The organism is Thermus tenuipuniceus (assembly GCF_002964845.1).
Taxonomy (GTDB): domain Bacteria; phylum Deinococcota; class Deinococci; order Deinococcales; family Thermaceae; genus Thermus; species Thermus tenuipuniceus.
This window is the reverse complement of the sequence record NZ_PRDA01000003.1, coordinates 36,210-60,897: the sequence shown is the minus strand read 5'-3', so window position 1 is coordinate 60,897 and position 24,688 is coordinate 36,210. Positions and strand designations below refer to the sequence as shown.

The 24,688-nt window shown below is 65.0% G+C and carries 28 protein-coding genes, 1 tRNA gene and 1 riboswitch; of the genes, 19 read left to right on the top strand and 10 right to left on the bottom strand.

The annotated features are described in order from the left end of the window. Positions 1 to 366 precede the first annotated feature (366 nt). The 3 genes from C2847_RS06370 to modA all read right to left on the bottom strand — a co-directional run bounded on the left by C2847_RS06370 (position 367) and on the right by modA (position 2,908). Positions 367 to 1,368 carry an ABC transporter ATP-binding protein gene (locus C2847_RS06370; RefSeq protein WP_105317605.1) on the bottom strand — a complete coding sequence of 334 codons (1,002 nt, stop codon included), beginning with the start codon at positions 1,366 to 1,368 and terminating at the stop codon, positions 367 to 369. Then, positions 1,350 to 2,021 (bottom strand): molybdate ABC transporter permease subunit, encoded by a 672-nt coding sequence (modB, locus tag C2847_RS06365; protein ID WP_105317604.1) that lies wholly within the window; start codon positions 2,019 to 2,021, stop codon positions 1,350 to 1,352. Before modB ends, C2847_RS06370 begins: the two co-directional genes overlap by 19 nt. Beyond that, on the bottom strand, positions 2,021 to 2,908 hold the full coding sequence (gene modA / locus C2847_RS06360; protein WP_105317603.1) for a molybdate ABC transporter substrate-binding protein: 888 nt from the start codon (positions 2,906 to 2,908) through the stop codon (positions 2,021 to 2,023). Before modA ends, modB begins: the two co-directional genes overlap by 1 nt. Continuing rightward, positions 2,899 to 3,022, bottom strand: a riboswitch (molybdenum cofactor riboswitch). Its footprint overlaps the gene before it by 10 nt. Before the next feature lie 79 nt (positions 3,023 to 3,101). On the opposite strand from modA, the gene argF reads away from it, so the two are divergent. From argF to C2847_RS06325, 8 genes are read left to right on the top strand one after another with little or no spacing between them, the layout of a single operon-like run. Beyond that, positions 3,102 to 4,007, top strand: coding sequence for an ornithine carbamoyltransferase (gene argF, locus C2847_RS06355; RefSeq protein ID WP_105317602.1), 906 nt, complete (start codon positions 3,102 to 3,104; stop codon positions 4,005 to 4,007). A gap of 4 nt (positions 4,008 to 4,011) precedes the next feature. Then, positions 4,012 to 4,530, top strand: coding sequence for a Uma2 family endonuclease (locus tag C2847_RS06350; RefSeq protein WP_105317601.1), 519 nt, complete (start codon positions 4,012 to 4,014; stop codon positions 4,528 to 4,530). A 2-nt stretch (positions 4,531 to 4,532) separates the two neighbouring features. Further along, positions 4,533 to 5,573 (top strand): N-acetyl-gamma-glutamyl-phosphate reductase, encoded by a 1,041-nt coding sequence (gene argC, locus C2847_RS06345; protein ID WP_208619938.1) that lies wholly within the window; start codon positions 4,533 to 4,535, stop codon positions 5,571 to 5,573. Beyond that, positions 5,564 to 6,709 (top strand): bifunctional glutamate N-acetyltransferase/amino-acid acetyltransferase ArgJ, encoded by a 1,146-nt coding sequence (gene argJ, locus C2847_RS06340; protein WP_105317599.1) that lies wholly within the window; start codon positions 5,564 to 5,566, stop codon positions 6,707 to 6,709. Before argC ends, argJ begins: the two co-directional genes overlap by 10 nt. A 44-nt stretch (positions 6,710 to 6,753) precedes the next feature. Beyond that, positions 6,754 to 7,191 (top strand): hypothetical protein, encoded by a 438-nt coding sequence (locus C2847_RS12170; protein WP_128415164.1) that lies wholly within the window; start codon positions 6,754 to 6,756, stop codon positions 7,189 to 7,191. Positions 7,192 to 7,219: 28 nt separating this feature from the next. Then, positions 7,220 to 7,798 (top strand): Ig-like domain-containing protein, encoded by a 579-nt coding sequence (locus C2847_RS06335; protein WP_105317598.1) that lies wholly within the window; start codon positions 7,220 to 7,222, stop codon positions 7,796 to 7,798. Positions 7,799 to 7,827: 29 nt separating this feature from the next. Further along, the gene (locus C2847_RS06330; RefSeq protein WP_105317597.1) at positions 7,828 to 8,106 is read left to right on the top strand and encodes a hypothetical protein; all 279 of its coding nucleotides are present in this window, start codon (positions 7,828 to 7,830) and stop codon (positions 8,104 to 8,106) included. Beyond that, positions 8,103 to 8,540: a DUF420 domain-containing protein gene (locus C2847_RS06325; protein WP_105317596.1), complete on the top strand. Its 438-nt coding sequence runs from the start codon at positions 8,103 to 8,105 to the stop codon at positions 8,538 to 8,540. The genes C2847_RS06330 and C2847_RS06325 overlap by 4 nt, the downstream gene beginning before the upstream one ends. Here the strand turns inward: C2847_RS06325 and minC are convergent. Genes minC through deoC form a run of 7 tightly spaced genes read right to left on the bottom strand, consistent with a single transcriptional unit; the run spans position 8,527 to position 14,499 of the window. Further along, entirely contained in the window at positions 8,527 to 9,054 is a 528-nt protein-coding gene (minC, locus tag C2847_RS06320; RefSeq protein WP_105317595.1) for a septum site-determining protein MinC, read from the bottom strand. The genes C2847_RS06325 and minC overlap by 14 nt on opposite strands. Positions 9,055 to 9,063: 9 nt before the next feature. After that, positions 9,064 to 10,809, bottom strand: coding sequence for a penicillin-binding transpeptidase domain-containing protein (locus tag C2847_RS06315; protein ID WP_105317594.1), 1,746 nt, complete (start codon positions 10,807 to 10,809; stop codon positions 9,064 to 9,066). After that, positions 10,806 to 11,264 (bottom strand): rod shape-determining protein MreD, encoded by a 459-nt coding sequence (gene mreD / locus C2847_RS06310; RefSeq protein WP_105317593.1) that lies wholly within the window; start codon positions 11,262 to 11,264, stop codon positions 10,806 to 10,808. Before mreD ends, C2847_RS06315 begins: the two co-directional genes overlap by 4 nt. Continuing rightward, entirely contained in the window at positions 11,261 to 12,049 is a 789-nt protein-coding gene (gene mreC / locus C2847_RS06305; protein WP_105317592.1) for a rod shape-determining protein MreC, read from the bottom strand. Before mreC ends, mreD begins: the two co-directional genes overlap by 4 nt. Beyond that, positions 12,046 to 12,621 carry a Maf family protein gene (locus C2847_RS06300; RefSeq protein ID WP_105317591.1) on the bottom strand — a complete coding sequence of 192 codons (576 nt, stop codon included), beginning with the start codon at positions 12,619 to 12,621 and terminating at the stop codon, positions 12,046 to 12,048. The genes mreC and C2847_RS06300 overlap by 4 nt, the downstream gene beginning before the upstream one ends. Then, the gene (locus C2847_RS06295) at positions 12,597 to 13,775 is read right to left on the bottom strand and encodes a phospholipase D-like domain-containing protein (protein ID WP_244187371.1); all 1,179 of its coding nucleotides are present in this window, start codon (positions 13,773 to 13,775) and stop codon (positions 12,597 to 12,599) included. The genes C2847_RS06300 and C2847_RS06295 overlap by 25 nt, the downstream gene beginning before the upstream one ends. A 16-nt stretch (positions 13,776 to 13,791) precedes the next feature. Then, complete coding sequence (gene deoC, locus C2847_RS06290; RefSeq protein WP_105317590.1) at positions 13,792 to 14,499, bottom strand: deoxyribose-phosphate aldolase; 708 nt, start codon at positions 14,497 to 14,499, stop codon at positions 13,792 to 13,794. Positions 14,500 to 14,572: 73 nt separating this feature from the next. Here deoC and ychF point away from each other — a divergent pair, with 73 nt between their 5' ends. The 11 genes from ychF (at position 14,573) to C2847_RS06235 (ending at position 24,624) form a co-directional block, all read left to right on the top strand. Beyond that, on the top strand, positions 14,573 to 15,697 hold the full coding sequence (gene ychF, locus C2847_RS06285; protein ID WP_105317589.1) for a redox-regulated ATPase YchF: 1,125 nt from the start codon (positions 14,573 to 14,575) through the stop codon (positions 15,695 to 15,697). A gap of 106 nt (positions 15,698 to 15,803) precedes the next feature. After that, positions 15,804 to 15,877, top strand: a tRNA-Gln gene (locus C2847_RS06280). Positions 15,878 to 15,921: 44 nt separating this feature from the next. Next, the gene (locus tag C2847_RS06275) at positions 15,922 to 16,281 is read left to right on the top strand and encodes a response regulator (protein ID WP_105317588.1); all 360 of its coding nucleotides are present in this window, start codon (positions 15,922 to 15,924) and stop codon (positions 16,279 to 16,281) included. Positions 16,282 to 16,301: 20 nt separating this feature from the next. After that, positions 16,302 to 18,440, top strand: coding sequence for a transglycosylase domain-containing protein (locus C2847_RS06270; RefSeq protein WP_105317587.1), 2,139 nt, complete (start codon positions 16,302 to 16,304; stop codon positions 18,438 to 18,440). 22 nt (positions 18,441 to 18,462) lie between these two features. Next, a complete protein-coding gene (locus C2847_RS06265; protein WP_105317665.1) occupies positions 18,463 to 19,218 on the top strand; it encodes an RNA methyltransferase in 756 nt (251 codons plus the stop codon). Further along, on the top strand, positions 19,211 to 20,758 hold the full coding sequence (locus C2847_RS06260) for a sensor histidine kinase (protein ID WP_105317586.1): 1,548 nt from the start codon (positions 19,211 to 19,213) through the stop codon (positions 20,756 to 20,758). The genes C2847_RS06265 and C2847_RS06260 overlap by 8 nt, the downstream gene beginning before the upstream one ends. A 13-nt stretch (positions 20,759 to 20,771) precedes the next feature. Beyond that, positions 20,772 to 21,299 (top strand): low molecular weight protein-tyrosine-phosphatase, encoded by a 528-nt coding sequence (locus C2847_RS06255; protein ID WP_164835654.1) that lies wholly within the window; start codon positions 20,772 to 20,774, stop codon positions 21,297 to 21,299. Then, positions 21,262 to 22,050 carry a fructosamine kinase family protein gene (locus C2847_RS06250; RefSeq protein ID WP_105317585.1) on the top strand — a complete coding sequence of 263 codons (789 nt, stop codon included), beginning with the start codon at positions 21,262 to 21,264 and terminating at the stop codon, positions 22,048 to 22,050. The genes C2847_RS06255 and C2847_RS06250 overlap by 38 nt, the downstream gene beginning before the upstream one ends. Beyond that, positions 22,026 to 22,787: a DUF4388 domain-containing protein gene (locus tag C2847_RS06245; RefSeq protein ID WP_105317584.1), complete on the top strand. Its 762-nt coding sequence runs from the start codon at positions 22,026 to 22,028 to the stop codon at positions 22,785 to 22,787. The genes C2847_RS06250 and C2847_RS06245 overlap by 25 nt, the downstream gene beginning before the upstream one ends. A gap of 111 nt (positions 22,788 to 22,898) precedes the next feature. Next, a complete protein-coding gene (locus tag C2847_RS06240) occupies positions 22,899 to 23,744 on the top strand; it encodes a pseudouridine-5'-phosphate glycosidase (RefSeq protein WP_105317583.1) in 846 nt (281 codons plus the stop codon). 4 nt (positions 23,745 to 23,748) lie between these two features. After that, a complete protein-coding gene (locus C2847_RS06235) occupies positions 23,749 to 24,624 on the top strand; it encodes a RodZ domain-containing protein (RefSeq protein ID WP_105317582.1) in 876 nt (291 codons plus the stop codon). Positions 24,625 to 24,688 lie beyond the last annotated feature (64 nt).

Sequence of the window (24,688 nt, the reverse complement as noted above, 5' to 3'; positions counted from 1 at the left end):
AAGGTTTACTGGAAAGAGGGCCAGGGTCTAGCCCTGGCAGGGTTGGATCAGCTGGGGAGGGGGGAGGTTCTGGTCTGGACCACTTCCTGGGGGCTTAGGGCCTATGACCCGAAGGGCGCGGTCTTCCTCACCCGTCGGGATCATCCCAAGACCCTGGCCCTGGGCCTCGAGGCGCGGGCCCTTTCTCTGAGCCAAGGGCAGGTGGGCCTTAGGCTTCTCCCGGGGGAGCAGGCGGTGTTGCTGGCAGCGGGTCGGGGGATTCCCCTGAAGGCAGGGCCCATGGCCCGGGCTCTCGGGCTTCCCCGGGACCGGGTCCGGTTTTTTCTGAAGGGCGTGGTCAATAAGTTCGGCCTGGGGGAGGAGGACCTAGTCCGCCTCGCCCGGCATCAGGTGCAGGTAATGGGTTTTAAGGACTACTTGGAGCCTCTGTTCGGGGCGCAGGTTCAGCCGGGCCTGGACGTGCCTGGGGAGCAATACCTGGAGGCGGATGGCTCCTTGGAACACACCCCGGTAGGCGAGGCCTTCCGGGTGGAGGTTTGCCAGCACGCCCTCTAGGACGTTTTCCGCAGGTGGGGGCCGGTCCTGGCGCACCACGATGACCTCCTCGGCCCGGATGCCCACCCAGGCGGTGTCCCCGGGCCGGGCCCAAGGGGGGAGGGAAAGGCGGAGGTGGATCCCGTTGACCTCCACGCCCCCTGGTTCTATGCGGGCCGGGAACAGGTTTTCGTAGCCCAGCAGCCTGGCCACCAGGAGCTGGCTTGGGGCGGAGTACACCTCCTCGGGCGGGCCTTCTTGCAGGATGGTTCCTGGCCCCATCACCACAAGCCAGTCGGCCATGCGGGCCAGGATGGGGTCGTGGCTCACCGCCAGGGTAGGGATTCCTTCCCGGCGGATGAGGTCCACCAGCTCCCCCAGAACCTGGTCTTTGGTGAGGGGGTCCAAGGCGCTGGTGGGCTCATCCAAAAGGAGCAGTTCTGGATTTCTGGCCAGGGCCCGGGCTAGGGCCACCCGTTGTCGCTGGCCGCCGGAAAGCTGGTTCGGGCGCTTGTGGGCGTGCTCCAAAAGCCCCACCCGTTCCAGGAGGGCAAGGGCCTGTTGCCTTCGCTGGCCGGTCCTGAGGGGAAAGGCCACGTTTTCCCAGGCAGTCATGTGGGGGAAGAGGGCCAGGTCCTGGGGCAGGTAGCCCACGGGCCGTCTTTCCGGGGGAAGCCCGCCATACGGTTTACCTTCGGCTTTTACCAAGCCGGCCAAGGCCCTAAGCAGCGTGGTTTTGCCTACCCCGCTTTCCCCCAAAAGGACGGTGAAGCCCCGGATGCGAAAGCGGGCCTCGAGGAGGATGGGCTTCCTTATCAGGTAGTGGACTTCCATGCGCGCCCCTTGGCCTCCAGGGTTCTTGCCGCCACCAGGATGGCCAGGCTGAGGAAAAGGAGTACCGAGGCTGCCTTGGAGGCTTCCTCAAAGCGGAGGGCCTGCACCAGGTCGTAGATATAGATGCTCACCATCTGGGTTTTCCCGGGGATGGAACCACCCACCATGAGAACCACCCCGAACTCCCCCAGGGTGTGGGCGAAGGCTAAAAGGGTCCCTGAGAGCAACCCAGGCCAGACCAAAGGCAGCACCACCCGTCCCCAGGTCTTCCAGGGGGGGACCCCTAGGGTTCGGGCTACCTCCAAGAGGTTCCGGTCCAGGGCCAAAAAGGCCTCCCGGTAGGCGGTGAGGGCGAAGGGAAGGCTGAAGAGAACGCTGGCGAAGACCAGGCCTTCAAAGCGGAAGGCCCAGGAGAGGCCTGTGATTCGGAGCCAGGGTCCCTCGGGGCCCAGAAAGAGCAGGACATAAAAGCCCAGCACCGTGGGGGGCAGGACCAGGGGAAGGAGGAAGACGGCTTCCAGCAGGTACTTTCCTGGAAAACGATGGAAGGCCATAAGCCAGGCCAGAGGGATGCCCAGAAGGAGAAGGATAAGGGAGGCCAAAAGGGCAACCTCGAGGGAAAGGCGGAGGGCGGTCCAAAACAGCAGGTCCATTACTCCTGCTTTTCCCCCGGCAACAAAAACCCGTAACGCCTCAAGATGGCCCGGCCCTCAGGGTTTCCTACAAAGTTGTAAAAGGCCACCACCTCAGGCCGCATCCTCCCTTTCAGGATCACGTAGTCCTGCTCCAGGGTGAGGTGGTTTTCCAGGGGGGATACCCAGTAAACCCCTGGGCGGGATAGGGTCTCGTTGATGGCCAGGGACAGGGCCAGGATACCGGCCTGGGTGGCGGTGAGGGCTAGCTGGGCTGTTTGGGAGATGTTTTCCCCGTACACGAACTCAAAGCTGGGCTTCCCCTGCCTTAAGGGGCTTGCGTCCCAGTAGGCCTCCACCCCGCGGGTAAGCTCCTCCCAAGGGATTTCTTCCCAGGAAAGGCTGGCAAAGGGTTTCTTTAGACCGGGGATGGAAGCGTCGGGGCGGCGCTTAAGCAGGCCGAGATGTTCCAGGAGGGTGACGGCAGCCCGGCCGTAAGGGGCGTGCACGGGGTTGGCGATGGCGAGCCGGGTGATCCTGGGGTCCTTGAGGGCCTTGGGGTCAGGTTGCAGGCCTAGCCTACGGTCCAACCAGATCACCATGCGCCCGATGGCGTAGGGCCTCCGGGTATTGGGTTCGGCGATGCCCTTTGCTTCCAGGAGCTGAGGATAGATCTTTTCGGCCGAGAAGTAGATATCCGCCTCGAGGCCCTGGGTGAGCTGGGTGTAGAACTTACCCGAGGAACCAAAGCTTAGCGAAACCCGGATCCCGGGATTCTTGGCTTCAAACGCTTGGGCCACTTCCTTCAGGGCGTACTGCAGATCGGCGGCTGCCACCACCTGCACCGTTTTCTGCGCCCAAACCGGGGCCAAAACCAGCGCAGCCAGCAATAGTACCTTTTTGCTCATCTTTACCTCCTTTGCAACCGCGGCAGGCGGCGGGGTTGCCCCCACCACCCCGGGGCTATAAGCCCGGCCCGGAAGGCCCACGGGGTCTATCCGGGCTCGGAGGCTAAGGGGATGCTAGCCCGCGGGCTCATCCCATGTCAACCAGAGTCCGGGGTTGCATAAGTTTGCAAGGGTGGGGTATCCTATAAGCCTCATGGTGGGAGACGCCCTCACTCGGCCCAAGGACCTTTTGGACTTCTCGGCCCATGATCGCCAGGGGGTTGAGGCCCTCCTGACCTCGGCGGAAAGGCTGAAAAGGGAGCGGTACCGCGGGGAGGACCTTAAGGGGAAGGTCCTAGCCCTTCTCTTTGAGAAACCCTCCTTGCGCACCCGCACCACCCTCGAGGTGGCCATGCTTCGCCTGGGAGGGCATGCGGTCTACCTGGACCAGAAACAGGTAGGCATCGGCGAGCGTGAGCCTGTGAGGGACATAGCCAAGAACCTGGAGCGCTTCGTGGAGGGGATCGCCGCCCGCGTGTACCGGCACGAGACCGTGGAGGAGCTCGCCCGCCATGCCCGGGTTCCGGTGATCAACGCCCTTTCCGACCGGGCCCATCCCCTGCAGGCCTTGGCGGACCTCCTTACCCTGAAGGAGGCTTTCGGGGGATGGGAGGGCCTCGAGGTGGCCTGGGTGGGGGATGGGAACAACGTGTTGAACTCGCTTCTGGAGGTGGCCCCCTTGGTGGGCCTTCGGATGCGGGTGGCCACCCCAAGGGGCTACGAGCCGGATCCTACCCTGGTGGAAAAGGCGGGGGCCCTCTTCACCCATAATCCCAAGGAGGCGGTCCTGGGGGCCCATGCCCTTTACACCGATGTCTGGACCAGCATGGGCCAGGAGGCGGAACGGGAAAGAAGGCTCCAGGACTTCCATGGCTTTCAGGTTAACGGAGAGCTCTTGAAGCTTCTCCGGCCCGAGGGTATTTTTCTCCACTGCCTTCCCGCCCATTACGGGGAGGAGACCACCGAGGAGGCGGTGCACGGGCCCCGTAGCCGGGTCTTTGATCAGGCGGAAAACCGTCTCCACACCGCTAAGGCCGTCCTCCTGCGCCTGCTAAGCTAGGGACATGGTCCGGCCTTACCGCTTCTCCCTCGAGGGGTTTCTACGGCTTCCCCTGCCCGAGCGGGGTGTGGAGCTTTTGAGGGGGGAGATCTACCAGACGGCACCCATAGGCCCTCGGCATGCGTACATGGTCAACCGGCTCAACCGGCTCCTGGTGCAAACATTCCCCCAAGCTTGGGTACAGCCCCAAGGCCCTTTGGCTTTGGGTAAGGATACCTATGTAGAGCCCGACCTGCTTCTGCTTCGGCCTAAGGACTATGGAGGAGCCTTGCCTGAGCCGGGGGATGTGTTGCTTTTGGTGGAGGTGGCCGGGGCCAGCTTGGCCTATGACCTGGAGAAGAGGCTACCCCTTTATGCGGAGACGGGGATCCTCGAGGTCTGGGTGGCGGACTTGAACGCCTCTCGCCTCTTGGTCTTCCGGGGTTCTGGGGGCGACCACTACCGGGAGCAGCTTTGGCTTTCTCCTGGGGAGAAACTGGCTCCCTTGGCCTTCCCTGACATCCCTTTGGAGGTGCCGTGGTAAGGGTGGGGATCATCGGGGCCTCGGGGTATGGGGGAGGGGAACTGATTCGCCTTCTTAAGGCCCACCCCGGGGTGGAGCTGGTGGGGTTTAGCAGCCGCAAACACGAGGGGAAACCCCTTTCCGCCGCCTGGCCCCAGCTATGGGATGAGGGGCTTTTTGCCACCTTGGAGGAAGTACTGGGGCGGGCTGAGGTGGTCTTTTTGGCCTTGCCCAACGGACTTGCCATGGAGCTTGCTCCAAGGGCCCTGGAGGAGGGCAGCCGGGTAATAGACCTCTCCGGGGACTTCCGGCTTCCCCCGGAGGTTTACGAATCCTGGTACGGGATCCCTCACAAGAGCCCAGGGCTTTACCGGGAGGCGGTCTATGGCCTTCCCGAGCTGCATCGGGAGGAGCTTGGGGGGGCGCGCTTGGTGGCCAACCCTGGTTGTTACGTGACGGCCACCACTTTGGCTTTGGCCCCACTGGCGGCGGAAGGTGTCTTGCAGGGGGCCTTTGTGGTGGGTTTAAGCGGGGTCTCCGGGGCGGGCAGGGGAGGGGAGGGTACCTTTTTTGCCGAGGTGAACGAGAACCTTAGGCCCTACAGGGTGGGGGGTACCCACCGCCATATTCCCGAGATGGAGAGGAACCTGGGCCGCCTTGTGGCCCAGGGGCCTAGGGTAAAAACCCATGGGCCAGTGGGGGAGGTGCGCCTTTCCTTTGTGCCCCATCTGGTGCCCATGACCCGGGGCATCCTGGTCACAGTGGAGGCTGAGGTGGATGGGGATTGGAACCAGGGTACCTTGGACGAGCTTTATGGGGATTTTTACGTAGGGGAGCCCTTTGTGCGGGTATTGCGGGAGGCCCTGCCCGAAACCAAGGGCACCTACGCCTCCAACCGGGTGGATGTGAAACCCCTTTATGAGGCCCGGACAGGGCGCGTGATGGTTTTTGCTGCCTTGGATAACTTGGTCAAGGGCATGGCGGGTCAGGCGGTGCAAAACCTAAACCTCATGCTGGGTCTGCCTGAGGAGACCGCACTTCCCAAGGAGGGCCTATGGCCGTAAAGCTTCCCCGGGGTTTTCGCGCCGGGGCTACCCGGGCGGGCATCAAGCCTTCCGGCAAGCCCGATCTGGCCTTGTTGGTTTCCGGCCTTCCCGCTTCCTGGGCCTATGTGGCCACGCAGAACCGGGCTGCGGCCCCCTCCATTCACCGGGGTAGAGCCCTTTACGCCCAGGGTGGGACCTTGCGGGCAGTGGTGGTCAACGCGGGCAACGCCAACTGCGCCACCGGGGAGCGGGGCTTTGTGGACGATCGGCGCATGGCCGAGGCCGCTGCCCTACGCCTGGGAGTGCCCGTGGAGGAGGTCTTGACCGCTTCCACGGGGGTCATCGGGGTTCCCCTTCCCGTGGAAAAGGTGGAGGCGGGTTTACCCCAGATTGAGCTTACCCCCTATGCCGGTGCCTTCGCCGAGGCCATCCTCACCACCGACTTGGTCCCCAAGGTAGCCGAGGCCGAGGTGGAGGGGGCGAGGATCGTGGGTATCGCCAAGGGCAGCGGGATGATCCATCCCAACATGGCCACCATGCTGGCCTTTTTGGTGACCGACGCTTCCCTTCCCCAAGGGGCTTTGCGGGAAGCCTGGCGGGGCATTGTGGACCGCACCTTCAACCAGGTGACCGTGGACGGGGATACCTCCACCAACGACCTCGCCCTGGTGATGGCGAACGGGGCTTATGGCGCAGTGCCCCTCGAGGCCTTTTTCCCGGCCCTGGAGGCAGTAGCCCAGGAGCTGGCGAGGAAGATCGCCCGGGATGGGGAGGGAGCTACCAAGCTCATGACCGTGCGGGTGGTGGGGGCGGCCACGGAGGAGGAGGCCCGGCGGGCGGCCAGGGCGGTGGCGGGTAGTGCCCTCTGGAAGGCAGCCCTTTACGGAAACGATCCCAACTGGGGCCGCATTCTGGCGGCTTTGGGCAACTCAGGGGCCCGGTTTGATCCCCTAAGGGTGAGGATTCAGGTCCAGGGGATTACCCTCTATGCCGGGGGCGCTCTTCCCTTTGACCGGGAGGCGGCGAGCCAGGCCATGCGGGCCGAGGAAGTGGAGGTCCTGGTGGACCTTCAGGAGGGAAAGGGGGTGGGCGTGGCGTGGGGGTGTGATCTGACGGAGGGGTATGTGAGGATAAACGCTTTATATACTACTTGACATCTACTGGCAGTTTCCCTAACCTTAAGGTGGAGGTGTCAGCAATGAGGAAATTTTTTTGGGGCTTGTTAGGAATGTTTGCGTTATCTGTTGGCTTCGCTCAGACGCCAGGGGTTGGTTTCTATTCCGGTTACCCTACGTATCTTGGCTTCCAGTATCAAAGCGCTAATCTCCGCCTTGGAGCTGGGTTTGGCTTCTTTGGTATCGCGGGGGATGCTGCTTTGATTTTGGCAAAGACATCCTTGCCCGGTTACTCGAGCATGGGAATGAGCTGGTATTACGGGCTTGGCCTGGGGGCAAGCATGGCCTTTGGTAGCACGGTTTTTGGAGTCTACCCCCATGGGCTCGTGGGAGTGGAGATTCAACTTCCCGATCCGCCCATTAATCCCTACTTTGAGGGTCAGCTTGGTGTGCATGTGCTCTTCCCCACTTCAACTTTTGGACCATATTTTGCTGGGCGCGTAGGTGTGATTCTGCGTTGAAGTGCGTTTGCCCTTTAGGATAGAGGAGATGCGCGCGCACCTCCTCTATCTGTTTATTGTTTTTGCTCTTGCCTCCTGTGCCAGGCCCGACACCGCCCCCCCTGAGGTGGGGCTTACCGAGCCCTTGGGCGGAGCGGTGGCCCCGGGAAGGGAGGTTAGGGTGCAGGGCTATGCCTTCGATCCCTCGGGGGTGGTGAGCGTCCGGGTCAATGGGCAAGAGATCCTGTCCTCTGGGGAGGCGGGTAAGCGGCTGGTTCAGTTTCGTTTCCGCCTGCAGGCTCCGGCCTCTGGGAGGGTGGAGCTTCTCCTAGAGGCCGAGGATGCCCGGGGTAACCGGGGGGAGAAGCGGGTCCCCCTGGTGCTGGATGCAGCGCCCCCTCGCATCGTGCTGGAGCGGGTGGAGCGGGAGGGGAGCTTGTACCGGGTCTACGGGCGGGTGGAGGATAACGTCCTGGTGGATCGGGTGGTGGTCCAGACGGGCGGCCGTTTTGATCCCCTTTCCCTTCCCAAGGAGGCTACGGTGGCCTTTTCCGCAGAGGTTCCGGCCGGGGCTGTGTTGCTTGCGGTGGATGCCGCTGGAAACCGCACCAGCCGGCGTATTCCCTAGGGGCAGGGTGTGGTACACTCCTGGGGGCTATGAGGCCTAACGGCGACACCTTGGCGGACCTGGCCCGGGCGTTGAGGGGGACTCCCCTCGAGGTCAGCCGGGTTCCCAGGTTCCGCGAGATCGTCAGGCTTCTCCACCGGCTTCCCCCAGGGCGGGAGCGGGATGGACTTTTGGCTGTGGCCTACCTTAGGCTGTACCAGCTATTGGGCCAGGAGGAGGATTACCTGAGGGGTTACAGCTACGCGCGCACCGCAAAGCTGGAGCCGGTCCGGCTTCTTGGTGAGCGGCTAGGGGAGGGAAAGTCGTGAAGGAGCTTTTGGGTTTGCTGGCGGTGTGGAGCATCGTGCTTTCCGGATTGGCCTTGGTGACAGGGGTGGTCTTGATCAAAAAAGGGAACAGGGTAGCCCACCATCGGGCCATGTTGGCGGCCACTTCCTTAGCCTTCCTTTTCCTGGTGTTCTATCTTGCCAAGTGGGCCCTTCACGGTACCACCGCCTACGGGGGGCCTGAGGCCTGGCGGGGCGCCTACTACGTTCTCCTCATCACCCACACCCTCCTGGCCGCCGTCAACGGACCTTTAGCCCTTTATGTGATCTGGCGGGCTTTTAGGGGGGAGTTTGTTCTACACAAGCGCTGGGCTAAGGTACTGGTGCCCATTTGGCTATACGTGGCCGCATCTGGTTGGGTCATTTATCTTGTGCTGAAGCGGTACGGGGTAGAAACAGGAACTATCGCTTTCTAGCCGGCTCCACCACGATGGTTCCTTCCTGGACCCGGGCGATCTCGGGGCCCCGGGTGTCCTGTTCCTCTGGTGCCTGGGCTAAGTGGGCGCCGATGCGCACCTGTTTGGCAGCCAGCTCCAGGGCGAAGATGAAGCGCTCCTCGTCGCCTCCTGCCCCCGCATGGGCCAGACCCCGTAGCTTACCCACCACGATCACGTCCCCCCCCGCCACCACCTCGGCCCCGGGGTTCACGTCGCCCAAAACCACCACCGTGCCGGGGTGCTCCACCCGTTCGCCGGAACGAAGGGTTTTGCTGAGGACCAGGGTACCGGCGGGAAGGCGGTTTCTGGGAGGGATCAGGGTGAGGGGCCGGCCTAGCTCCAGGAGGGCTTGGAGCACCGGTCCCGACACGGGCCCGGCCACCTCCACCTCGAGGGGGAGGTCTTCCGGAAGCTTGAGGTTCTGGACTTCTTCTGGGGTTTCCCCCCCATCCAAGCGCAGGGCTAGGGCTTTGGGGGTGGCGCGGAGGCGCATGGCGCTATTCTACCTGGCCTGGGCTTCCTCCACCTGCCAGTAGGCGGCCATTACCTTGCGCACCGCGGGAAGGGCCACGCGGCTTCCCTCCCCCCCGTTTTCAAAGAAGGCCACCACCACCAGGGGAGGGTAAGGGGAGCCAGGTTCAGCGGGGCCATAACCCATGTACCAGGCGTGCTCGAGGCCCGCCCGCTTGCCTGGGGTTTCCGCGGTGCCCGTTTTGCCGCCAGTGGGTACGGGAAAGCTCCCGAGGATATGGCGGGCGGTACCCTCCTTCGCGGTCTTTCGTAGGCCCTCTTGAAGGATTGTCCAGAAACGCCCGGGAACCGGTTCAAGCCGGGGTTTAACCTCCCTCGGGCCGAGGCGTTTGACCAGGTGGAGGGTAGGCTTCTCTCCACTGTTGGCGATGGTGGAGAGCATCCGGGCCACCTGGGCTGGGGTGGTGAGGACGGGGCCCTGCCCGATGGCCAGGGAAAGGGTTTCCCCCGGGTACCAGGGCTCTTTGAAGGTCTCCCGCTTCCATGCCCGGGTGGGGAGAAGTCCCGTCCGCTCGGCGATTTCCAGCCCGGTAGCTTCCCCTAGGCCCAGAAGTCGGGCCCTCGCCGCCAGGCGGTCCACCACCCCCAGGGGGTCCTGGGCCACCGCCTGGTAGTACCAGGTGTTGCAGCTCCAGGCGATGGCCTCCTTAACGGTCATGGGGCCCATATCCCAGGTGGCCCAGTTGCGGCGTACCTGGCCTCCAAAGACGATGTAGGGGCTGCACCGTAAGGCGGTGGAGGGGTTCACGTACCCCTCTTCCAGAAGGGTGTAGCTGGTGGCCAGCTTGAAGGTGGAGCCCGGGGTATAGGGTTGCACCGCCCGGTTCATGAGGGGAAGGTCCTTGTCCTTAAGAAGGGCCTGGACCTCCTGGGGTACGGGCCGCTTGGCGAAAAGGCTCGGGTTGAAGGATGGGGCGCTGGCCATGGCCAGAACCTCCCCCGTTTTGGGATTTACGGCCACGATGGCCCCCTTGACCCGGGTGGCGGGGGAAAGACCCTTGGACCTCCGCCCGGCGTTGATGTCGGCCAAGGCTTCTTCCAGGGCCTTTTCCGCCGCCCGCTGGAGGTCCAGGTCCAGGGTGAGGACCACATCCTGCCCGGGGGTGGGTTCCTCCAGGATGGTTTCCCTAAGGCGCTCCCCCCGGACGTTGACCTCCACCGCCTTCACCCCGCGCTTACCCCGGAGGTAGGGCTCGAGGGCCGCCTCGAGGCCTGCTTGGCCCACTTGCTCGTCGGGGCTGTATCCCCGCTTCACCTGCTCGGCATTGGCCTGAAGCACATACCCCAGGACGGGGCCCGAGATGGGGTTAGGGTAGGAGCGCTCGATGCGCTCCACCAGCCTAAGGTTTTTCTGCCCAGCGGTGATCTCCGCCAGGGTGGGTAGGAGGTGTTCGGGTACCCCTGCCTTGAGGACCGTGGGACCTTGGACCTTGGGGAGTTCCTTCAGGCCCAGGAGGGGGAGGAGCCTTTCCTTGAAGGCTACCTCGCCCTCCTCGTACACCAGGTCCACCACCAGCCGGTCCTGGGCGATCACCCGTCCCTTGCGGTCCAGGATGCGGCCCCGGGGGGCGGGAATGCCCTCGGTCTTCAGGTAGTTTCCCTGGCTCTTTAGGGCGTACCGCTCGTGCTCCAACACCTGGAGGTGCCAGGCCCTTAAGGCCAGGAGGCCGAAGGCCAGGAGGAAGAAGAGCATGAGGGCGTAAAGCCGGCCGGTCATGGTCGTCGGGAGGAGGGCAGAAAGCGCCAGGCCAGGAGGAGCAAGGGGAGGGTGAAGAGGCCCTCGAGGAGAAGGTCCAGGGGCAAGAGGGAAGGAAGCTCCAGGCGGAGCCAGTAGGCCACCAGGAAGTAGCCCCCCCACTTGGCCAAAAAGGCCCAGAAAAAGGAAAAGAGAACCCCAGGGGTTTCTCCCGGGGCCAGGCGGCGGCTTGCCGCATAGAAGGCGTAGCTGGCGCTCAGGAGCCCCACCGCATGGAGGCCCAGAAGCCCATAGCCCAGGAGGTCTTGCACAAGCCCCAGGAAAAAGGCCCAAGGAAGGCCCAGGTAATAGGGAAGGCTACGGGTATAAAGGAGGGCCAGGACCAGGAAGAGGTCCGGGGCCATCAGCCCCTGGGGCCAGAGGGCTCCTAGGAATCCGGAGAGCACAAGGGTGAAGAGGAGAAGAATCCCCATCATAAGGGCCTCAGCACGATAACCTCCTCCAGTAGGGAAAGCTCCACCAGAGGCTTGACCCAGGCCCGTAGCTTTAAACCCCCTTGGACGCGCTCGACGCGTTCCACCCGGCCCACGGGGATCCCGTCCGGGAAAAGGCCCAAGGGAGCTCCGGTAAGCAGGAGGTCTCCCGGAGCCACCTGGACCGTGGGGGGAAACTCCGCCACCAGATGGTCAGGGGGACCCCCCCGGGCCACTCCCCGCCCCGGGGCCTTTTCCGGCCGCACGCCCACCTGGCTTTCCGGGTCCAGAAGGGTGCGCACCAGGGCCCGGCGTTCCTCCACCTCCACGATGAGCCCCACCAGCCCTTCCGGGGCGGTCACCGGCATGCCCACCCGGAGGCCATCCCGCTCCCCTAGGCCCAGGATAAGGCGGCGGTAAAGGCCGGAGAGGTCCTCCCCCACCACCGGGGCCACCGCCACCACCCCGGGGGCCTGGGTGGCCTGGACCTTGAGGGCCCGGGAGAGGCGCTCCACCTCGAGGCGGAGCCTTCGGTTTTCGCTTTCCAGCTGGGCGAGCTGGGCCTTCAGGGAGCGGTTTTCCCTGTAGAGGTCTTGACGGTTCAGGAGAATGGCGGAGGCAGCCCGCAGGTTCTGCCCCAGGCGGTGGCCCAGGGCGGGCAGGGGAGCGGTGAGGGGGGAAAGGGTGAGGGCAAGGCGGGGGGCAAGGGGGCGCGTTAGGGCCGCCATGGCCAGGCCCAAGGCCAACAGGAGGAGGAAAAGCCCCCGGCGCAGGGCCACTTCCCTCATGGCCTAAACCCCCTTTCCCAAAGGAGGGCAAAAACCCGGGCCACAGGCAGGCCCACCACCGTGTAGAAATCCCCCTCAATCCCCTGCAAAAGGGCCATTCCCAAGCCCTGGGCCCCGTAGCCTCCCGCCTTGTCCAGGCCTTCCCCGCTCTGCACGTACCAGGCGATTTCCTCCTGGGAAAGGTTGCGGAAGCGGACCCGGGTGGTGTGTACCTCCACCACCAAATCCTGAGGGGTGCGCAGGTAGATGGCGGTGTGGACCTGGTGGGTTCTCCCGGAAAGGAGGCGGAGGAAGAGGTGGTTTTCCACCCGATCCCTGGGCTTGCCGAGGACCCGGCCGTCCAGGTCCACCACGGTGTCCGCCGCCAGCACCCACTCCCCCGGCACCTCCTCCCCTTTGCGCCGGGCCAGGGCTAGGGCTAGCTCCCTGGGGTCTTGGGGAAGGTCTTCCCCAACTTCCTCCACCCTAGGGGGCACCACCCTAAGGGGAAAGCCCAGGGCCTCGAGGAGAGCCCTGCGCCTAGGGCTTCCCGAGGCCAGGGTCAGCACTAAAGGGGTTGCCCTTCCCGCCATAGCCTCAGGATCTCCTCCTGGTAGCGTTCCGCCAGGGCGGGGCTTTGCAGGATCAGAAGGTTCTCGTTGTTCACCTGCCAAGCCCTGGCGGTGAAGTTGTAGCTTCCCGTGATCACAAAAGTGCTGTCGATCACCATCACCTTGTGGTGGAGAGTGTAAGGGTTGCCGTCCTTCCGCACCGCCATCCCGGCCCGCAGGAGGTCGCCTTCCCGGCTATCCTCGAGGTTGCGGGTTTCCAACAGGACCTGCACCCCCACCCCTCGCCTCTTGGCCTGGACCAGGGCTTCCACCACCTCCCGGTCCGTGAGGACGAAGGCCGCCACCAGGATTTCTTTCCTGGCAGCCCTGAGCCTGTCCAGAAGAGCCTCCCGGCCCAGCGCACCTCCTTTGGGGCTGAAGTAGGCGGTGCCCTCCACCGGTATGCCCTTTTCCGAGGAGAGGCTGAAGGTAACCGGTTCCCCTAAACCCTCCTTGGTGCCCGTGAAGAGGGCTTGGAACTCCCGGGCATACCCCTGAGCCAGGATGGAGGAAGGCAGCAGGAGGCTGTTTTCGTTATTCCGGGCGAATGCGTTCCAGGTCATGTTGGTGCTTCCAGTCCAGACCGCCCCGCCGTCCACCACCAGGAACTTGTGGTGCATGAAGCCTTCCCGCTCGTCAAAGCAAACGGGGATGCCCACGATCTCTTCGCAATCCAGGGACAGGGGCTTGACCCGTTGCCGTAACGCTTCCTGGGGTACCCTGGGGGGTTCCCCCTGTTGGCCCAGGGAGGCCCCCACCAGGTAGCGGCGGAAATCGCTTCGGTAATCGCTTTCCCCGTAGAGCCTCACCCTCACCCCCCGCTCCTTGGCCCTGAGCAAGGCCTTGGCGATCTCCAGGTCGCGAAACTCGTAAAAGGCCCCATCCAAGCTTTCCTTGGCTCCGTCCATGAGGGCGATGAGCCGGGCCTTGGCGGCCTCTCCCTCCTGGGGCATGAAGTAGACCTCTACGCCTCCCGCTTCCACCTGTGGGGGAGGTGGGGGGAGGCCCGGACGGAGCTCCTGGAAAAGCCAAAGGAGGAGGATGACCAGAAGGAGCAGATAGCCGGGAACCCCGGCCAGGGTGGGCTTTCTCCGCCGCCTTTTAAGTACCCCACTCGCCCTTGCCGATGGGGCCACCTTCGTGCATGGGCACTTAGTACCCATCCCCATCTTCCCCCTTCACCAGGGCTACCCCGCTGGAGGTACCCAGCCGGGTGGCCCCCGCCTCGAGGAGCTTGATGGCGGTTTCGCGGTTGCGGATACCGCCTGCGGCCTTGACCTGGGACCGGCCCCGGGCCACCCTTACCAGGAGTTCCACGTCCTCCAGGCTGGCCCCCCGGGGTCCAAAGCCGGTGGAGGTTTTCAGGAAGTCGGCCCCACCCTGGATGGCTGCTTCGGCCAGGTTTTCAAGATAGCCCCTGCGGGGCTGACCAAGATAGTCCCTACGGGACTGACCCTGGGCTTCAGGGGTGAAGTAGCCTGTCTCCAGGATGACCTTGAGCACCGCCTTGGGTGCTGCCTGGCGCACGGTTCGGACTTCTTCCTCGATGTAGGCGTAATCCCCAGCCAAGGCCCGGCCCAGGTGGATCACCATATCCACCTCATCGGCTCCCTGGGCGATGGCCAAGGCTGCCTCGAGGGCCTTAACTTCCTTGGCCTGGTAGCCCAGGGGAAAGCCCACCACGGTTACCAGGCGAAAGGGTGCATGGGGGTAACGCTCCCGTACCAGGGGAAGATAGGATGGAGGGATGCAGAGGCCGAAAAACCCGTGTTCCAGGGCTTCCTCCGCCACCTTAAGGATTTCTTCCGGGGTGGCGGTGGGTTTTAAGAGGGTGTGGTCAATGTGGGCGGCCAGGTCCATACCCTGCCATCATACGCAAAGGGTGTGATAGGATGAAAAGAGGCCCCTTGGTGGGGCTTTTTTTGAGGTCGAGATGCTGGCTGTGGGAATCGTCGGTCTACCCAACGTGGGCAAGTCCACCCTTTTTAACGCCCTAACCCGGGCACAGGCTTTGGCGGCCAACTACCCCTTCGCCACCATCGACAAGAACGTGGGGGTGGTGGCCTTGGAGGATGCAAGGCTTTACGCCTTGCAGAGGGTGTTTGCCAAGGGCGATAGGGTGCCTCCCGTGATCCCCACCCATGTGGAGTTTGTGGACATCGCGGGCTTGGTCAAGGGAGCCCACAAGGGGGAAGGCCTCGGCAACCAGTTTCTGGCCCACATCCGCGAGGTGGCGGCCATCGCCCACGTGCTCCGGTGCTTTCCCGATCCCGATGTGGTGCACGTGATGGGCCGGGTGGATCCCCTGGAGGATGCGGAGGTGGTGGAAACCGAGCTCCTCCTGGCCGACCTCGCCACCTGGGAAAGGCGGCTTGAGCGGCTTAGGAAGGAGGCCCGGGCCAACCGGGACCTGGCCCCCACCCTCGAGGCGGCGGAGGCCCTTTACGCCCACCTGCAAGGGGGGAAGCCCGCCCGCACCTTCCTCTTAAACGGAGAGCAGGGAGAGGATGCCGAGCTTCGCCGCCTGCTTAAGGAAACCCCCCTCCTCACCGCCAAGCCGGTGATCTACGTGGCCAACGTGGGTGAGGAGGACCTACCCGAGGGGGAGGGCAACCCGCATGTGCAGGCGGTGCGGGAAAAGGCCAAGGCCGAGGGGGCCGAGGTGGTGGTGGTTTCCGCCCGGCTGGAGGCGGAGCTGGCCGAGCTTTCCCCAGAGGAGGCACAGGAACTTCTCGCCGCCTATGGCTTGAGGGAGAGGGGCCTCCAGCGCCTGGCCCAGGCGGGGTATAGAGCCCTTGGCCTCATCACCTTCTTTACCGCAGGGGAGAAGGAGGTGCGGGCCTGGACGGTGCGCCGGGGAACCAAGGCCCCGGAGGCGGCGGGGGAGATCCACTCCGACATGGAGAAGGGCTTCATCCGGGCTGAGGTCATCTTCTGGGAAAAGCTGGTGGAGGCTGGGGGATGGGCCAAGGCCAAGGAAAGGGGTTGGGTGCGCCTCGAGGGCAAGGAGTACGAGGTCCAGGATGGGGATGTCCTCTACGTTCTCTTCAACGTGTGATCCCCTCTGGGCTTGGCCGAGGCTAACCTAAGGGGGATTTGACGGGAGGCTCTCTTTGCCCTACAATCTGGGTGGCTTTGCCCCTGGGGGCAGGCACCTTGTGCGCTGGGGCGTCGTCTAATGGCAGGACAGCGGACTTTGGATCCGCCGGTCGTGGTTCGAGTCCACGCGCCCCAGCCAGATTTTTTCACATCCTTTTCGCAACCCTTGGATAAACTGGCCCCGTGGCGACGGATTATCCGGGGCTTCTCCTATTAAGCCGTAGCGATGCCCTGCGGGCCTATGTGGATCTGGTGCTTTCCGAGCGGGGCATCCCCATCCGCCACTTTGACCTGGCCCGGGAAGGGCTTTTTTGGCTATTGGACCATACGCCCCGGTATGTGCTTTTGGACCAAGACCTGGACGTGGATCCCTTTGCCGTGGCGGCCCGCATCCGGCATGTGCGCCGGCTCAAGGAGGTGCCCTTGGCGGTGCTCATAGAGCCTACTGAGAAGCACCGGACCACCGCCGAGGTGGTACGGGTGAAGGCCATAGAAAAACCCCTCACCCGGGACAAGCTCTTTCGCTTTTTGGGTTTGGGGTAGGCCCATGTAAACTTAAGGGCGTGCGGGTGCTCCGCTTCCTGTTTCTCCTGCCGGCCAGCCTTTTGCTGGGAGCAGGCTTGGCCTTGGGGTATCTGGCCTATGCCTACACCCGCGGCCTTCCGGACCTATCCCAGTTTGATCGGCTGCGCCTCACCGCCACCTCCACCCTCTACGCCCGGGATGGCACCCCCTTGGCCCAGATCGCCAGCGTGGAGGAGGGAAGGGCCATCCACCGGAGCTTGGTGCGGCTTTCTGAGGTTTCCCCGGCGGCGGTGGCGGCGGTGGTCTTTTCCGAGGACCGCCGCTACTTCCAGCACTACGGGGTGGATTTCGTGCGCCTCCTGGGGGCCCTCTACGCCATCCTGCGGGGGGATCTCCAGGGAGGAAGCACCATCACCACCCAGGTGATCAAAAATACGCTTCTCAAGGAGCTGGCCCAGGCCCGTTCCCTGGAGCGCAAGTTCAAGGAGTGGGCTCTGGCCCTCGAGCTGGAGAGGCGCTACACCAAGGAGGAGATTCTGGAGATGTACCTGAACGTGGTGCCCTGGGGAGGCAACGCCGTGGGCATCAAGGGGGCAGCGGAAGCCTATTTCGGTAAAGACCCTGCCGCCTTGACCCTGGCGGAAGGCCTCTACCTGGCCTCCTTAATCCCGGCTCCTAATGCCCGGTACCAGGACCTCAAGGGGGTGCGGGAGCGGATGCGCCTGGTGCTGAACCAGATGGTGGCCGAGGGCTGGGTGAGCCCGGAGGTGGCCGAGGCTGCCTGGCGGGAGCCCCTTGCCCCCAAGGGGTGGGAGGTGCGCTACGACGGGGAGGGGAACCTCCAGGAGGCCAGGCTGGTGGACCCCGAGGCCCGCATCCTCAGGCAGCTGGACTACCGGATGGCCCCCCATTTCGTCCTCGAGGTGCGCCGCTTCCTTGAGACCCGCTTCGGGAAGGAAAAGGTCTACAGCGAGGGCGGGCTTAAGGTGTACACCACCTTGGACCCAGCCATGCAACGGGCGGCGGAGGCCGCGGCCAAGGGAGCCAGGCTGCCGGAGGGGGCGGAGTTGGCCATCGTGGGCCTGGATCCCGAAACGGGGGAGGTGCTGGCCCTGGTGGGGGGGGTAAGGCGGGAGGGGGATGAGTACAACCGGGCCACCCGGGCCCTGCGCAACCCCGGAAGTGCGGTGAAACCCTTTGTCTACGCCACCGCCTTGGAGGAGGGTTGGACCCAGGCCACCTTGGTTCCCGACCGCCCCCTGGAGTTTCCCGATCCCAGCCAGAAGGGAGGGGTATGGAGGCCCAAGAACTTCTCCGGCACCTTTCTTAACCGGGAGATCACGGTGCGCTATGCCTTGGACCTCTCCCTCAACCTGCCCGCCATCTACACCGCTCAGGCCATAGGGGTGGAGAAGGTGGCGAGAAAACTGTCCCAGGCGGGTTTTGCGGTGAAGTATCCCACCCTGGCCATCGCCATCGGGGGAGCCTCCATCACCCCGGTGGACCTGGCGGCGGCCTATGCCGCCTTTGTCAACGGGGGCTACCGGGTTACTCCCATCTACGTGAAGCGAGTGGAGGATGCCCAGGGACAGGTGCTTTACCAGGCTCTCCCGGAACGGCGGCGCCTCTTTGATCCCCAGGTGGCCTACCAGGGGTGGGACCTCCTGAAGGGATATGTCTACGACCTGGGGGAAAAGGGTCTGGCCAAAGGGGCCCGCATCCCCGGGCGGGTGGTGGGGGGGAAGACCGGCACCACCAACGAGGCCCGGGACCTGTGGTTTGCTGGGGTGACCCGAGGACTTTCCGCAGTGGTCTGGGTGGGCCGGGATGACAATAAGCCCTTGCGCATGGGAGGGAGGGAGCCTTCCAGCTCCGTGGTCAACCCCCCCATCTGGCGGGAGTTCGTGGCGGGGGCCCTGAGGGGAAGGCCTGGAGGGGATTTCTCTCCGCCCGCAGGCCTGGTGCAGGTGGGGATGGATTTCCTCTCGGGCCAGCCTTCCCAGGAAGGGGTAAAGGTCTGGTTCCCCCACGGGAAGGTACCCGCGCCTCCCCCGCAGGCTTCGCCTTCGGAGGGAACTGGGCTTCCGCAGGCAGCCCCCCCGGCTGGGGTGGGGCCTACGGACTACCCCCCGGGTTCTAACGAGGAGACTTCCCCTACCCCCCCACCCGGGCAGTGAGGACCTCGAGGAGGAGGCTGTGCTGGAGCGCGTGCGCATCGTCTTGGTGGAACCCCAGGAGCCCATGAACGTGGGGGCGGTGGCCCGGGCCATGCGGAACTTTGGCCTTTCCCGGCTTTACCTGGTGAATCCCTCGCCCCGGGTGGGCCCTCCATGGGCCCGGGAGGCCTACTGGCTGGCGGTGCATGCCGAGGAGGTGCTGGACCGGGCGGTGGCGGTGGGAAGCCTCGGGGAGGCCCTCGGGGGGGTGAGCTTCGTGGTGGCCACCACGGGAAGACCTCGGGAGCTCTACCCGGCCCCGGTGGTGACGGCCCGGGAGGTGCCGGTCCACGTGCTTTCCGTAAAGGGAGAGGTTGCCCTGGTCTTTGGCCGGGAAACCTTTGGCCTCACCAACGAGGAACTGGACCTGGCCCACCTCATCGGCACCATCCCCACCGCTCCCGAGCAGCCTTCCTTGAACCTGGCCCAGGCGGTGGTGGTCTTTGCCTACGAGCTTTACCAGGCCTCGTTGCGGCAGGGCAGTACGGTATCCCAGGAGGAACTGGCGGATGTGGCGGCCCTGGAGGGATTCTTCGCCGATTTGGGGCGGTATGTGCTGGAGATCGGGTTCACCGATGAACACCGCCACCCTTACGCCATGCGCCGCCTGCGCCGCATCTTCCACAAGGCCCGGCTTTCCCCGGGGGAGGTGCAGCTTCTCAGGGGGCTTCTGCATCAAAGCCGGTATGCGGTAGCCTCCGCCCTGAAAAAGGAGGGTACGAAGGGAAAGGATGGCTAGCCACAGCCTTTACCGATTGGTGCGCCTGGCCCAGCGGCTTTTGCCGCCCCTGATCGCTTCGGTGGTGGTGGTCTTTGAGCTGGCCCTTCTGCCCTACCGGCACGTGGATAGCCTCCTCTGGCTACGGCTCGGCTTTTACGGCCTGGTGGGGCCTCTGGTCACCTATGCGGTGCTGGAGTGGATCGCCCAGGAAACCCTGGAGAAGGTGCGGGCGGAAAGGGCCTTGGAGGAGGCGAACCGCCGTCTTTTGGCGGCAGGGCGGGTGTTCCGCGAGGCCTTGGAGAGCGAGAACCTCGAGGAGGCGGTCTCCCGCATCGCCCGGGCTTTGGGGGAAACCTTGGGGTACCCTGTGGCCCTCGAGGCCGAGGGGGTCCATGCCGGGGAGGAATGCGGGGGGATGCGGGTGGAGCTTCCGGGTTTGCAGGGATACCTGGAGGCTTGCCCCCCGGAGCCGGAACGGGTGTTTTTGGAGGTCCTGGCCCACGAGGTGGCGGGGGCCCTGCAATCCGTGGTGGCCCGAAGCCGGGACCGCCTTACCCTCTTTGAGGTGGACCAGGCCCTCAAGGCCGAGGCCAACCTGGACCGCCTCCTGGAAGGGCTTCTGGAGCGGATCCGGGCCTGGGCGGAGGCGGAGGGGGGTGGGGTTCTCCTGATGGACGAGGAGGGGTTCCTGGTACCCCGGGTGGTGCGGAACCTGGCCCTGCCCTCCCACCCCTTCCTGCCGGATGGCGTTTGGAAGGGGAGCCTCGAGGGGCCGGTGTTCGTGGATGAGGAAACCCTGGCCTTGCCCCTAAAGGCCCGGGAGACGGTGGGGGTGCTGGTCCTCAAGGGCAGGGGCCTTTCCCGGCGCATCCCTTTCCTCTCCTTCCTGGCTTCCCAGGTGGCCTTGGCGGTGCGCAACGCCCAGGCCTACCTGAGGGCGGAGGAGCTGGCCATCAACGAGGAGCGCACCCGCATCGCCCGGGAGATCCACGACGGCATCGCCCAGAGCCTGGCCTTCATGGCCTTGAAGCTGGATCTGGCGGAGAGGCTTCTTGCCAAGGACCAGGAGGCGGCCCTGAAGGCCTTGGCCGAGGTGAAGGAGACCCTTAGGGCCCAGATCCGGGAGGTGCGCCGGAGCATCTTCGCCCTGAGGCCCATTGACCTGGAGCGCTACGGCTTCCTGGAATCCGTGCGCCGCTACGCCCAGGCCTTTGCCGAGCAGGCGGGCTTTCGGGTGCAGCTTTCCCTGCCGGAAGGAGTGGGGCTTTCCCAGGCCAGCGAGCTGGTCCTCTTCCGGGTTCTGCAGGAGGCCCTCACCAATGCCGCCAAGCACGGCAAGCCCAGCCGGGTGGAGGTGGAGCTCCTCCCCTTGGGGGAGCGAGGGGCGCGGCTGGTGGTGCGGGACAACGGGAAGGGGTTCCAAAACGCCGATGCCCAGGGCTTAGGTGGGTTTGGCCTCACCCAGATGCGGGAGCGGGTGGAGGCCCGGGGTGGGCGCTTCCAGGTGCGTTCGGAGCCGGGAAGGGGTACGAAGGTGGTGGCGGAGGTTCCTTACTGAGGACCCGCTTATCATGGGAGGCATGGACCGTCCCGTACGGGTGCTGTTTGTCTGCTTGGGGAATATCTGCCGAAGCCCCCTGGCGGAAGGAGCGTTCCGCAAACTCATCCGGGAGCGGGGCCTCGGTCAGCCGGAAAGCTACCTGGGGGCCCGGTTTGAGGTGGATTCCGCTGGCGTGGAGGCTTGGCACGCTGGGGAGCCCATGGATCCCCGGGCCCGCAAAGTGCTGGAGCGGGAAGGGGCCTACTTCCCCCATGTGGCTCGGCAGATGACCCGGGAGGATGCCCTCCACTACGACCACATCCTGGTGATGGACCGGGAGAACCTGGCGGAGGTGCAAAGGCGTTTCCCCGAGGCCAGGGGGAAGGTGCACCTCCTCCTGGACTACCTGGGCGGGGGGGAGGTGCCGGACCCGTACTACGGGGACCTGGAGGACTGCCAAGAGGTTTACTGGATGGTGGAGGCCGCCGTCAGGGCTTTCCTGGACCACCTTTTGGGGGAGGATGGATCCCAAGAAGCTTCTGGAACGAGCGGGGCTTGAGTTCGGGGGTTCGCCTCAGCCCCTCTACGGCGGGGATATTTCCCAGGTGTACCGCCTGGGGGCCTATGTGGTGAAGCTTGCGCCGAACCCTCCTTTAGGCCTCTTCCCCGCGGAAGCCCGTGGGCTTAGGGCCCTGGCCGAGCGGGGGGTGCGGGTGCCCCGGGTATTCTTTGCGGCCGAAGAGGGATTGATCCTGGAATATCTGCCGGAAGGCCCACCCGATTGGGAGGGTTTGGCCCGCATGCTGGCGAGGCTACACCGCCAGCGGGAAGCGCTCTACCGGGCCGAGGTGGGGTTTTTGGGCACCTTTCCCCTGCCGGGCGGGGAGGGGAGGGAGTGGACGGAGTTCTTCTTTTCGCGGTGCATAGAGCCTCTCTTGCGAGCCACTTGGGACCGCCTCGAGGGCCTTGGACCCAAGGTGGAGGCCCTCTTTCAAAGGCCCCTGCCCGCCGAGGGGCCTGCACCCCTGCACGGGGACCTTTGGCACGGCAACCTCCGCTTTACCCCGGAGGGACCTGCCCTCTTGGATCCTTCCTTTTTCGTGGGAGAGCGGGGGGTGGACCTGGCCATGATGCGCCTTTTCGGAGGGTTTCCCAAGGCTTTCTGGCAGGCCTACCAGACTCTTTACCCCATTCCGGAGGAGGTGGAGGAGGCCCTGCCCCGGTACCAGGTCTACTACCTCCTGGCCCACGTGCACTTCTTCGGCAAGGGCTACCTCGGTTTTCTATGGAAGGCGATTTCCGCCTCTTAGGTCCTATTGACTGGCTGCAGCTCCTCGCCCAGGGGGGAAGGACTGGGGTTTTTGCTGTGGAGGCAGGGGGTGGAAGGGGGGAGGTTTACCTGGAGCAGGGCCAGCCCGTCCATGCGGTGTTCGGGGAGAAGGTGGGGCGGGAGGCCTTGCTGGAGGTGCTGGCGTTGAAGGAAGGGCGCTTTCGCTTTCTGCTTGCCGTGCGACCCCCCTTGAGTTCCCTGGAAGGCCCCCTCGAGGCCTACCTCTTGCAAGCGATCCGCTTCCTGGACGAGCGGGTGGAGGTGGGTCCCTTTGACCTGGTGCGGCCGGGGTCCCGGGCCCAGGCGGTCCAAAGTACCCTGGACCCCGTGGAGCTTTCCCTCCTCCTGGCCCTGGGCAGTGGCCAAAGCCCCCTGGACCTGGCCTCCCGCCTGGCCCTGCCCCTGGGGGAGGTCCTGAGGCGCCTGGGCCACCTGGCCCGGCTGCGCCTGGTGGAGGTATTTCCCCGGGTGCCGCGCACGGCCCGGCTTCGAGTGACCCTGGGGCGGCAGGGGGCGCAGGTGGATGCCTTGCTCCTTTCTGCTTGGCGGGAGCATTACGGCCCCTTTCAGCGGGCAAGGGTGAAGGCCCAGAAGGAGGTGCTCCTTTCGGTGGAAGGCGCGGAGGGTCTGGGGGTGGAGATCCGCCTTGCGCCGGAGCTGCTTCTCTTCCACGGGCTCCAGGTGGGGGAGGAAGTCTTGGTGTGGCCGGAGGTTTGATACCACCCCACCCTGGCTTGCGCCCCCGGAAAGGACCTCCGGCGGGCGTCATCTCGTTGGGGCTTAGAGAAAACAAGGAGGAAAGGGTATGAGGCGTGGTATTCTTCCCCCATGGCGGAAGCGTTGGTGGCCCTGGAGTCCGCGCTGCTGACCCATGGGTTGCCCTACCCCCTGAACCTGCGCACCGCTAAAGCCCTGGAGGAAGCGGTGCGGGCCGAAGGGGCCATCCCCAAGACCATCGCCCTGGTGCGGGGAGAGGTGCGCCTCGGCCTTTCCCCGGAGGAGATGGAGGCCTTGGCCCAGGGGGGTGCGGAGAAGGCGAGCCTCTGGAACCTGCCCGCCCTCTTGGTTCAGAAGAAAAGCGCCGGGACCACGGTGGCGGCCACGGTCCACCTGGCCCACCGCCACGGGATCGCGGTCTTCGCCACCGGGGGGATCGGGGGGGTGCATCCCGAGCCCTTTGATGAGAGCGCCGATCTCTTGGCCCTTGCCCGCACCCCCATCCTGGTGGTTTCCTCCGGGCCCAAGGCCATCCTGGACCTGAGGGCCACCCTGGAGCGTCTGGAGACCCTGGGGGTTTCCGTGGTGGGCTACCGCACGGACCGCTTGCCCGCCTTCTTTTCCCCCTCTTCCCCCTTCCCCGTGCCCGCCCGGGTGGAAACCCCCCTCGAGGCTGCCTTGATCCTCCGCAAGTCCCGGGAGCTGGGCCTAGGGGCAGTCCTCCTGGTGAACCCGGTGTCCCAGGGCCTGCCCTACGAAGAGGTGGCCCTTTGGGTGGAGGAGGCCAACCACCAAGCGGCCAGGGAAGGGGTGTTTGGCAAGGCCCTCACCCCTTACCTCCTGAGGCGCCTTTCCGAGCTTTCCCAAGGGGAGACCGACCGGGTCAACGAGAGGCTTCTCCTGGAAAACGCCCGCCTGGCGGCCCGGGTGGCCCTGGCCTTTGCCGGGCTAGAATAGCCTTGTGTGCGAACTGGGGGAAAGGTTAAGGCGGGCCCGGGAGGAGAAGGGGCTTTCCCTTAAGGAGGCGGCGGCGCGGTTGGCCTTGAAGGCCAAGGTGCTGGAGACCCTCGAGGCCTGCCGTTTTGAGGAGCTTCCCGAGCCAGCCTTGACCCGGGGATACCTCCGGCGCTACGCCCTTCTCCTGGGGCTGGATCCCGAGCCCCTTCTGGCCCTTTATCCCTTGGCCCCCACCTTTTCGCCCCCACCCCCGCCGCCTTCCCGGCGCCCTTTCCCCTGGTTGCTTTTGCTGGCCTTGGCCCTTTTGGGGGCCTTGGGGTATGGGGCCTACCTGGTCCTGCGTCCGGCACCCGTGCAGACGGTGAGCTTGCCCCTTGAGCCCCCGCCCAAGCCTCCGGAGCGCTATGGGCTTCGGGTGGTAAGCGAGCCCCCTGGAGCCCGGGTGTACCTGGATGGCTTCTACCTAGGCCAGACGCCCTTAGCCTCGCCACCCCTGGAAGGAGGCAGGCGCCTTCTCAGGCTGGAGCTTCCGGGGTATGAGCCGGTGGAGGAGGAGGTGAACCTGGACCGGGACCTCTCCTTAAGTTACCGTCTGGTTCCCAAGCCTTCGTCTGCGCCCGCCTCTAGCAGTTCCCAACCGGAAGTTTCCCCGGGGAAGCTGGTGCTGCGCCTCGAGGGCCGGAGCTGGCTCAGGGTCACCCAGGGGGAGAAGCGCCTGTACGAGGGTATCCCCGAGGTGGGGGCGGAGCTCAGCTTTGATCTGCCCGTGGAGGTGCGCTCCGGGAACCCTGGGGCGGTGCGGGTTTTTCTGGACGGCAAGGACCTGGGCCCCTTGGGGGAGCCGGGAAAGCCTCTCACTCGTCGCTTTGAAACCCCTTAATGCTCCTCGCAGGGAGGCGGGAAGGGGGCTATACTGGTGCGTCGGAGCCCCGAGGATAGCCCGT

Excerpts from the sequence above, each read along its gene's own strand:
- argJ (WP_105317599.1), top strand. The coding sequence starts at position 5,564 with ATGGCCGTAAAGCTTCCCCGGGGTTTTCGCGCCGGGGCTACCCGGGCG.
- C2847_RS06255 (WP_164835654.1), top strand. The coding sequence starts at position 20,772 with ATGGGAGGCATGGACCGTCCCGTACGGGTGCTGTTTGTCTGCTTGGGG.
- mreC (WP_105317592.1), bottom strand. The coding sequence starts at position 12,049 with ATGAGGGAAGTGGCCCTGCGCCGGGGGCTTTTCCTCCTCCTGTTGGCC.
- argF (WP_105317602.1), top strand. The coding sequence starts at position 3,102 with ATGGTGGGAGACGCCCTCACTCGGCCCAAGGACCTTTTGGACTTCTCG.
- modA (WP_105317603.1), bottom strand. The coding sequence starts at position 2,908 with ATGAGCAAAAAGGTACTATTGCTGGCTGCGCTGGTTTTGGCCCCGGTT.
- deoC (WP_105317590.1), bottom strand. The coding sequence starts at position 14,499 with ATGGACCTGGCCGCCCACATTGACCACACCCTCTTAAAACCCACCGCC.
- C2847_RS06350 (WP_105317601.1), top strand. The coding sequence starts at position 4,012 with ATGGTCCGGCCTTACCGCTTCTCCCTCGAGGGGTTTCTACGGCTTCCC.
- C2847_RS06250 (WP_105317585.1), top strand. The coding sequence starts at position 21,262 with ATGGATCCCAAGAAGCTTCTGGAACGAGCGGGGCTTGAGTTCGGGGGT.
- ychF (WP_105317589.1), top strand. The coding sequence starts at position 14,573 with ATGCTGGCTGTGGGAATCGTCGGTCTACCCAACGTGGGCAAGTCCACC.
- C2847_RS06240 (WP_105317583.1), top strand. The coding sequence starts at position 22,899 with ATGGCGGAAGCGTTGGTGGCCCTGGAGTCCGCGCTGCTGACCCATGGG.
- C2847_RS06330 (WP_105317597.1), top strand. The coding sequence starts at position 7,828 with ATGAGGCCTAACGGCGACACCTTGGCGGACCTGGCCCGGGCGTTGAGG.
- C2847_RS06315 (WP_105317594.1), bottom strand. The coding sequence starts at position 10,809 with ATGACCGGCCGGCTTTACGCCCTCATGCTCTTCTTCCTCCTGGCCTTC.
- minC (WP_105317595.1), bottom strand. The coding sequence starts at position 9,054 with ATGCGCCTCCGCGCCACCCCCAAAGCCCTAGCCCTGCGCTTGGATGGG.
- C2847_RS12170 (WP_128415164.1), top strand. The coding sequence starts at position 6,754 with ATGAGGAAATTTTTTTGGGGCTTGTTAGGAATGTTTGCGTTATCTGTT.
- mreD (WP_105317593.1), bottom strand. The coding sequence starts at position 11,264 with ATGATGGGGATTCTTCTCCTCTTCACCCTTGTGCTCTCCGGATTCCTA.
- C2847_RS06335 (WP_105317598.1), top strand. The coding sequence starts at position 7,220 with ATGCGCGCGCACCTCCTCTATCTGTTTATTGTTTTTGCTCTTGCCTCC.
- C2847_RS06245 (WP_105317584.1), top strand. The coding sequence starts at position 22,026 with ATGGAAGGCGATTTCCGCCTCTTAGGTCCTATTGACTGGCTGCAGCTC.
- C2847_RS06260 (WP_105317586.1), top strand. The coding sequence starts at position 19,211 with ATGGCTAGCCACAGCCTTTACCGATTGGTGCGCCTGGCCCAGCGGCTT.
- C2847_RS06370 (WP_105317605.1), bottom strand. The coding sequence starts at position 1,368 with ATGGAAGTCCACTACCTGATAAGGAAGCCCATCCTCCTCGAGGCCCGC.
- modB (WP_105317604.1), bottom strand. The coding sequence starts at position 2,021 with ATGGACCTGCTGTTTTGGACCGCCCTCCGCCTTTCCCTCGAGGTTGCC.
- C2847_RS06300 (WP_105317591.1), bottom strand. The coding sequence starts at position 12,621 with ATGGCGGGAAGGGCAACCCCTTTAGTGCTGACCCTGGCCTCGGGAAGC.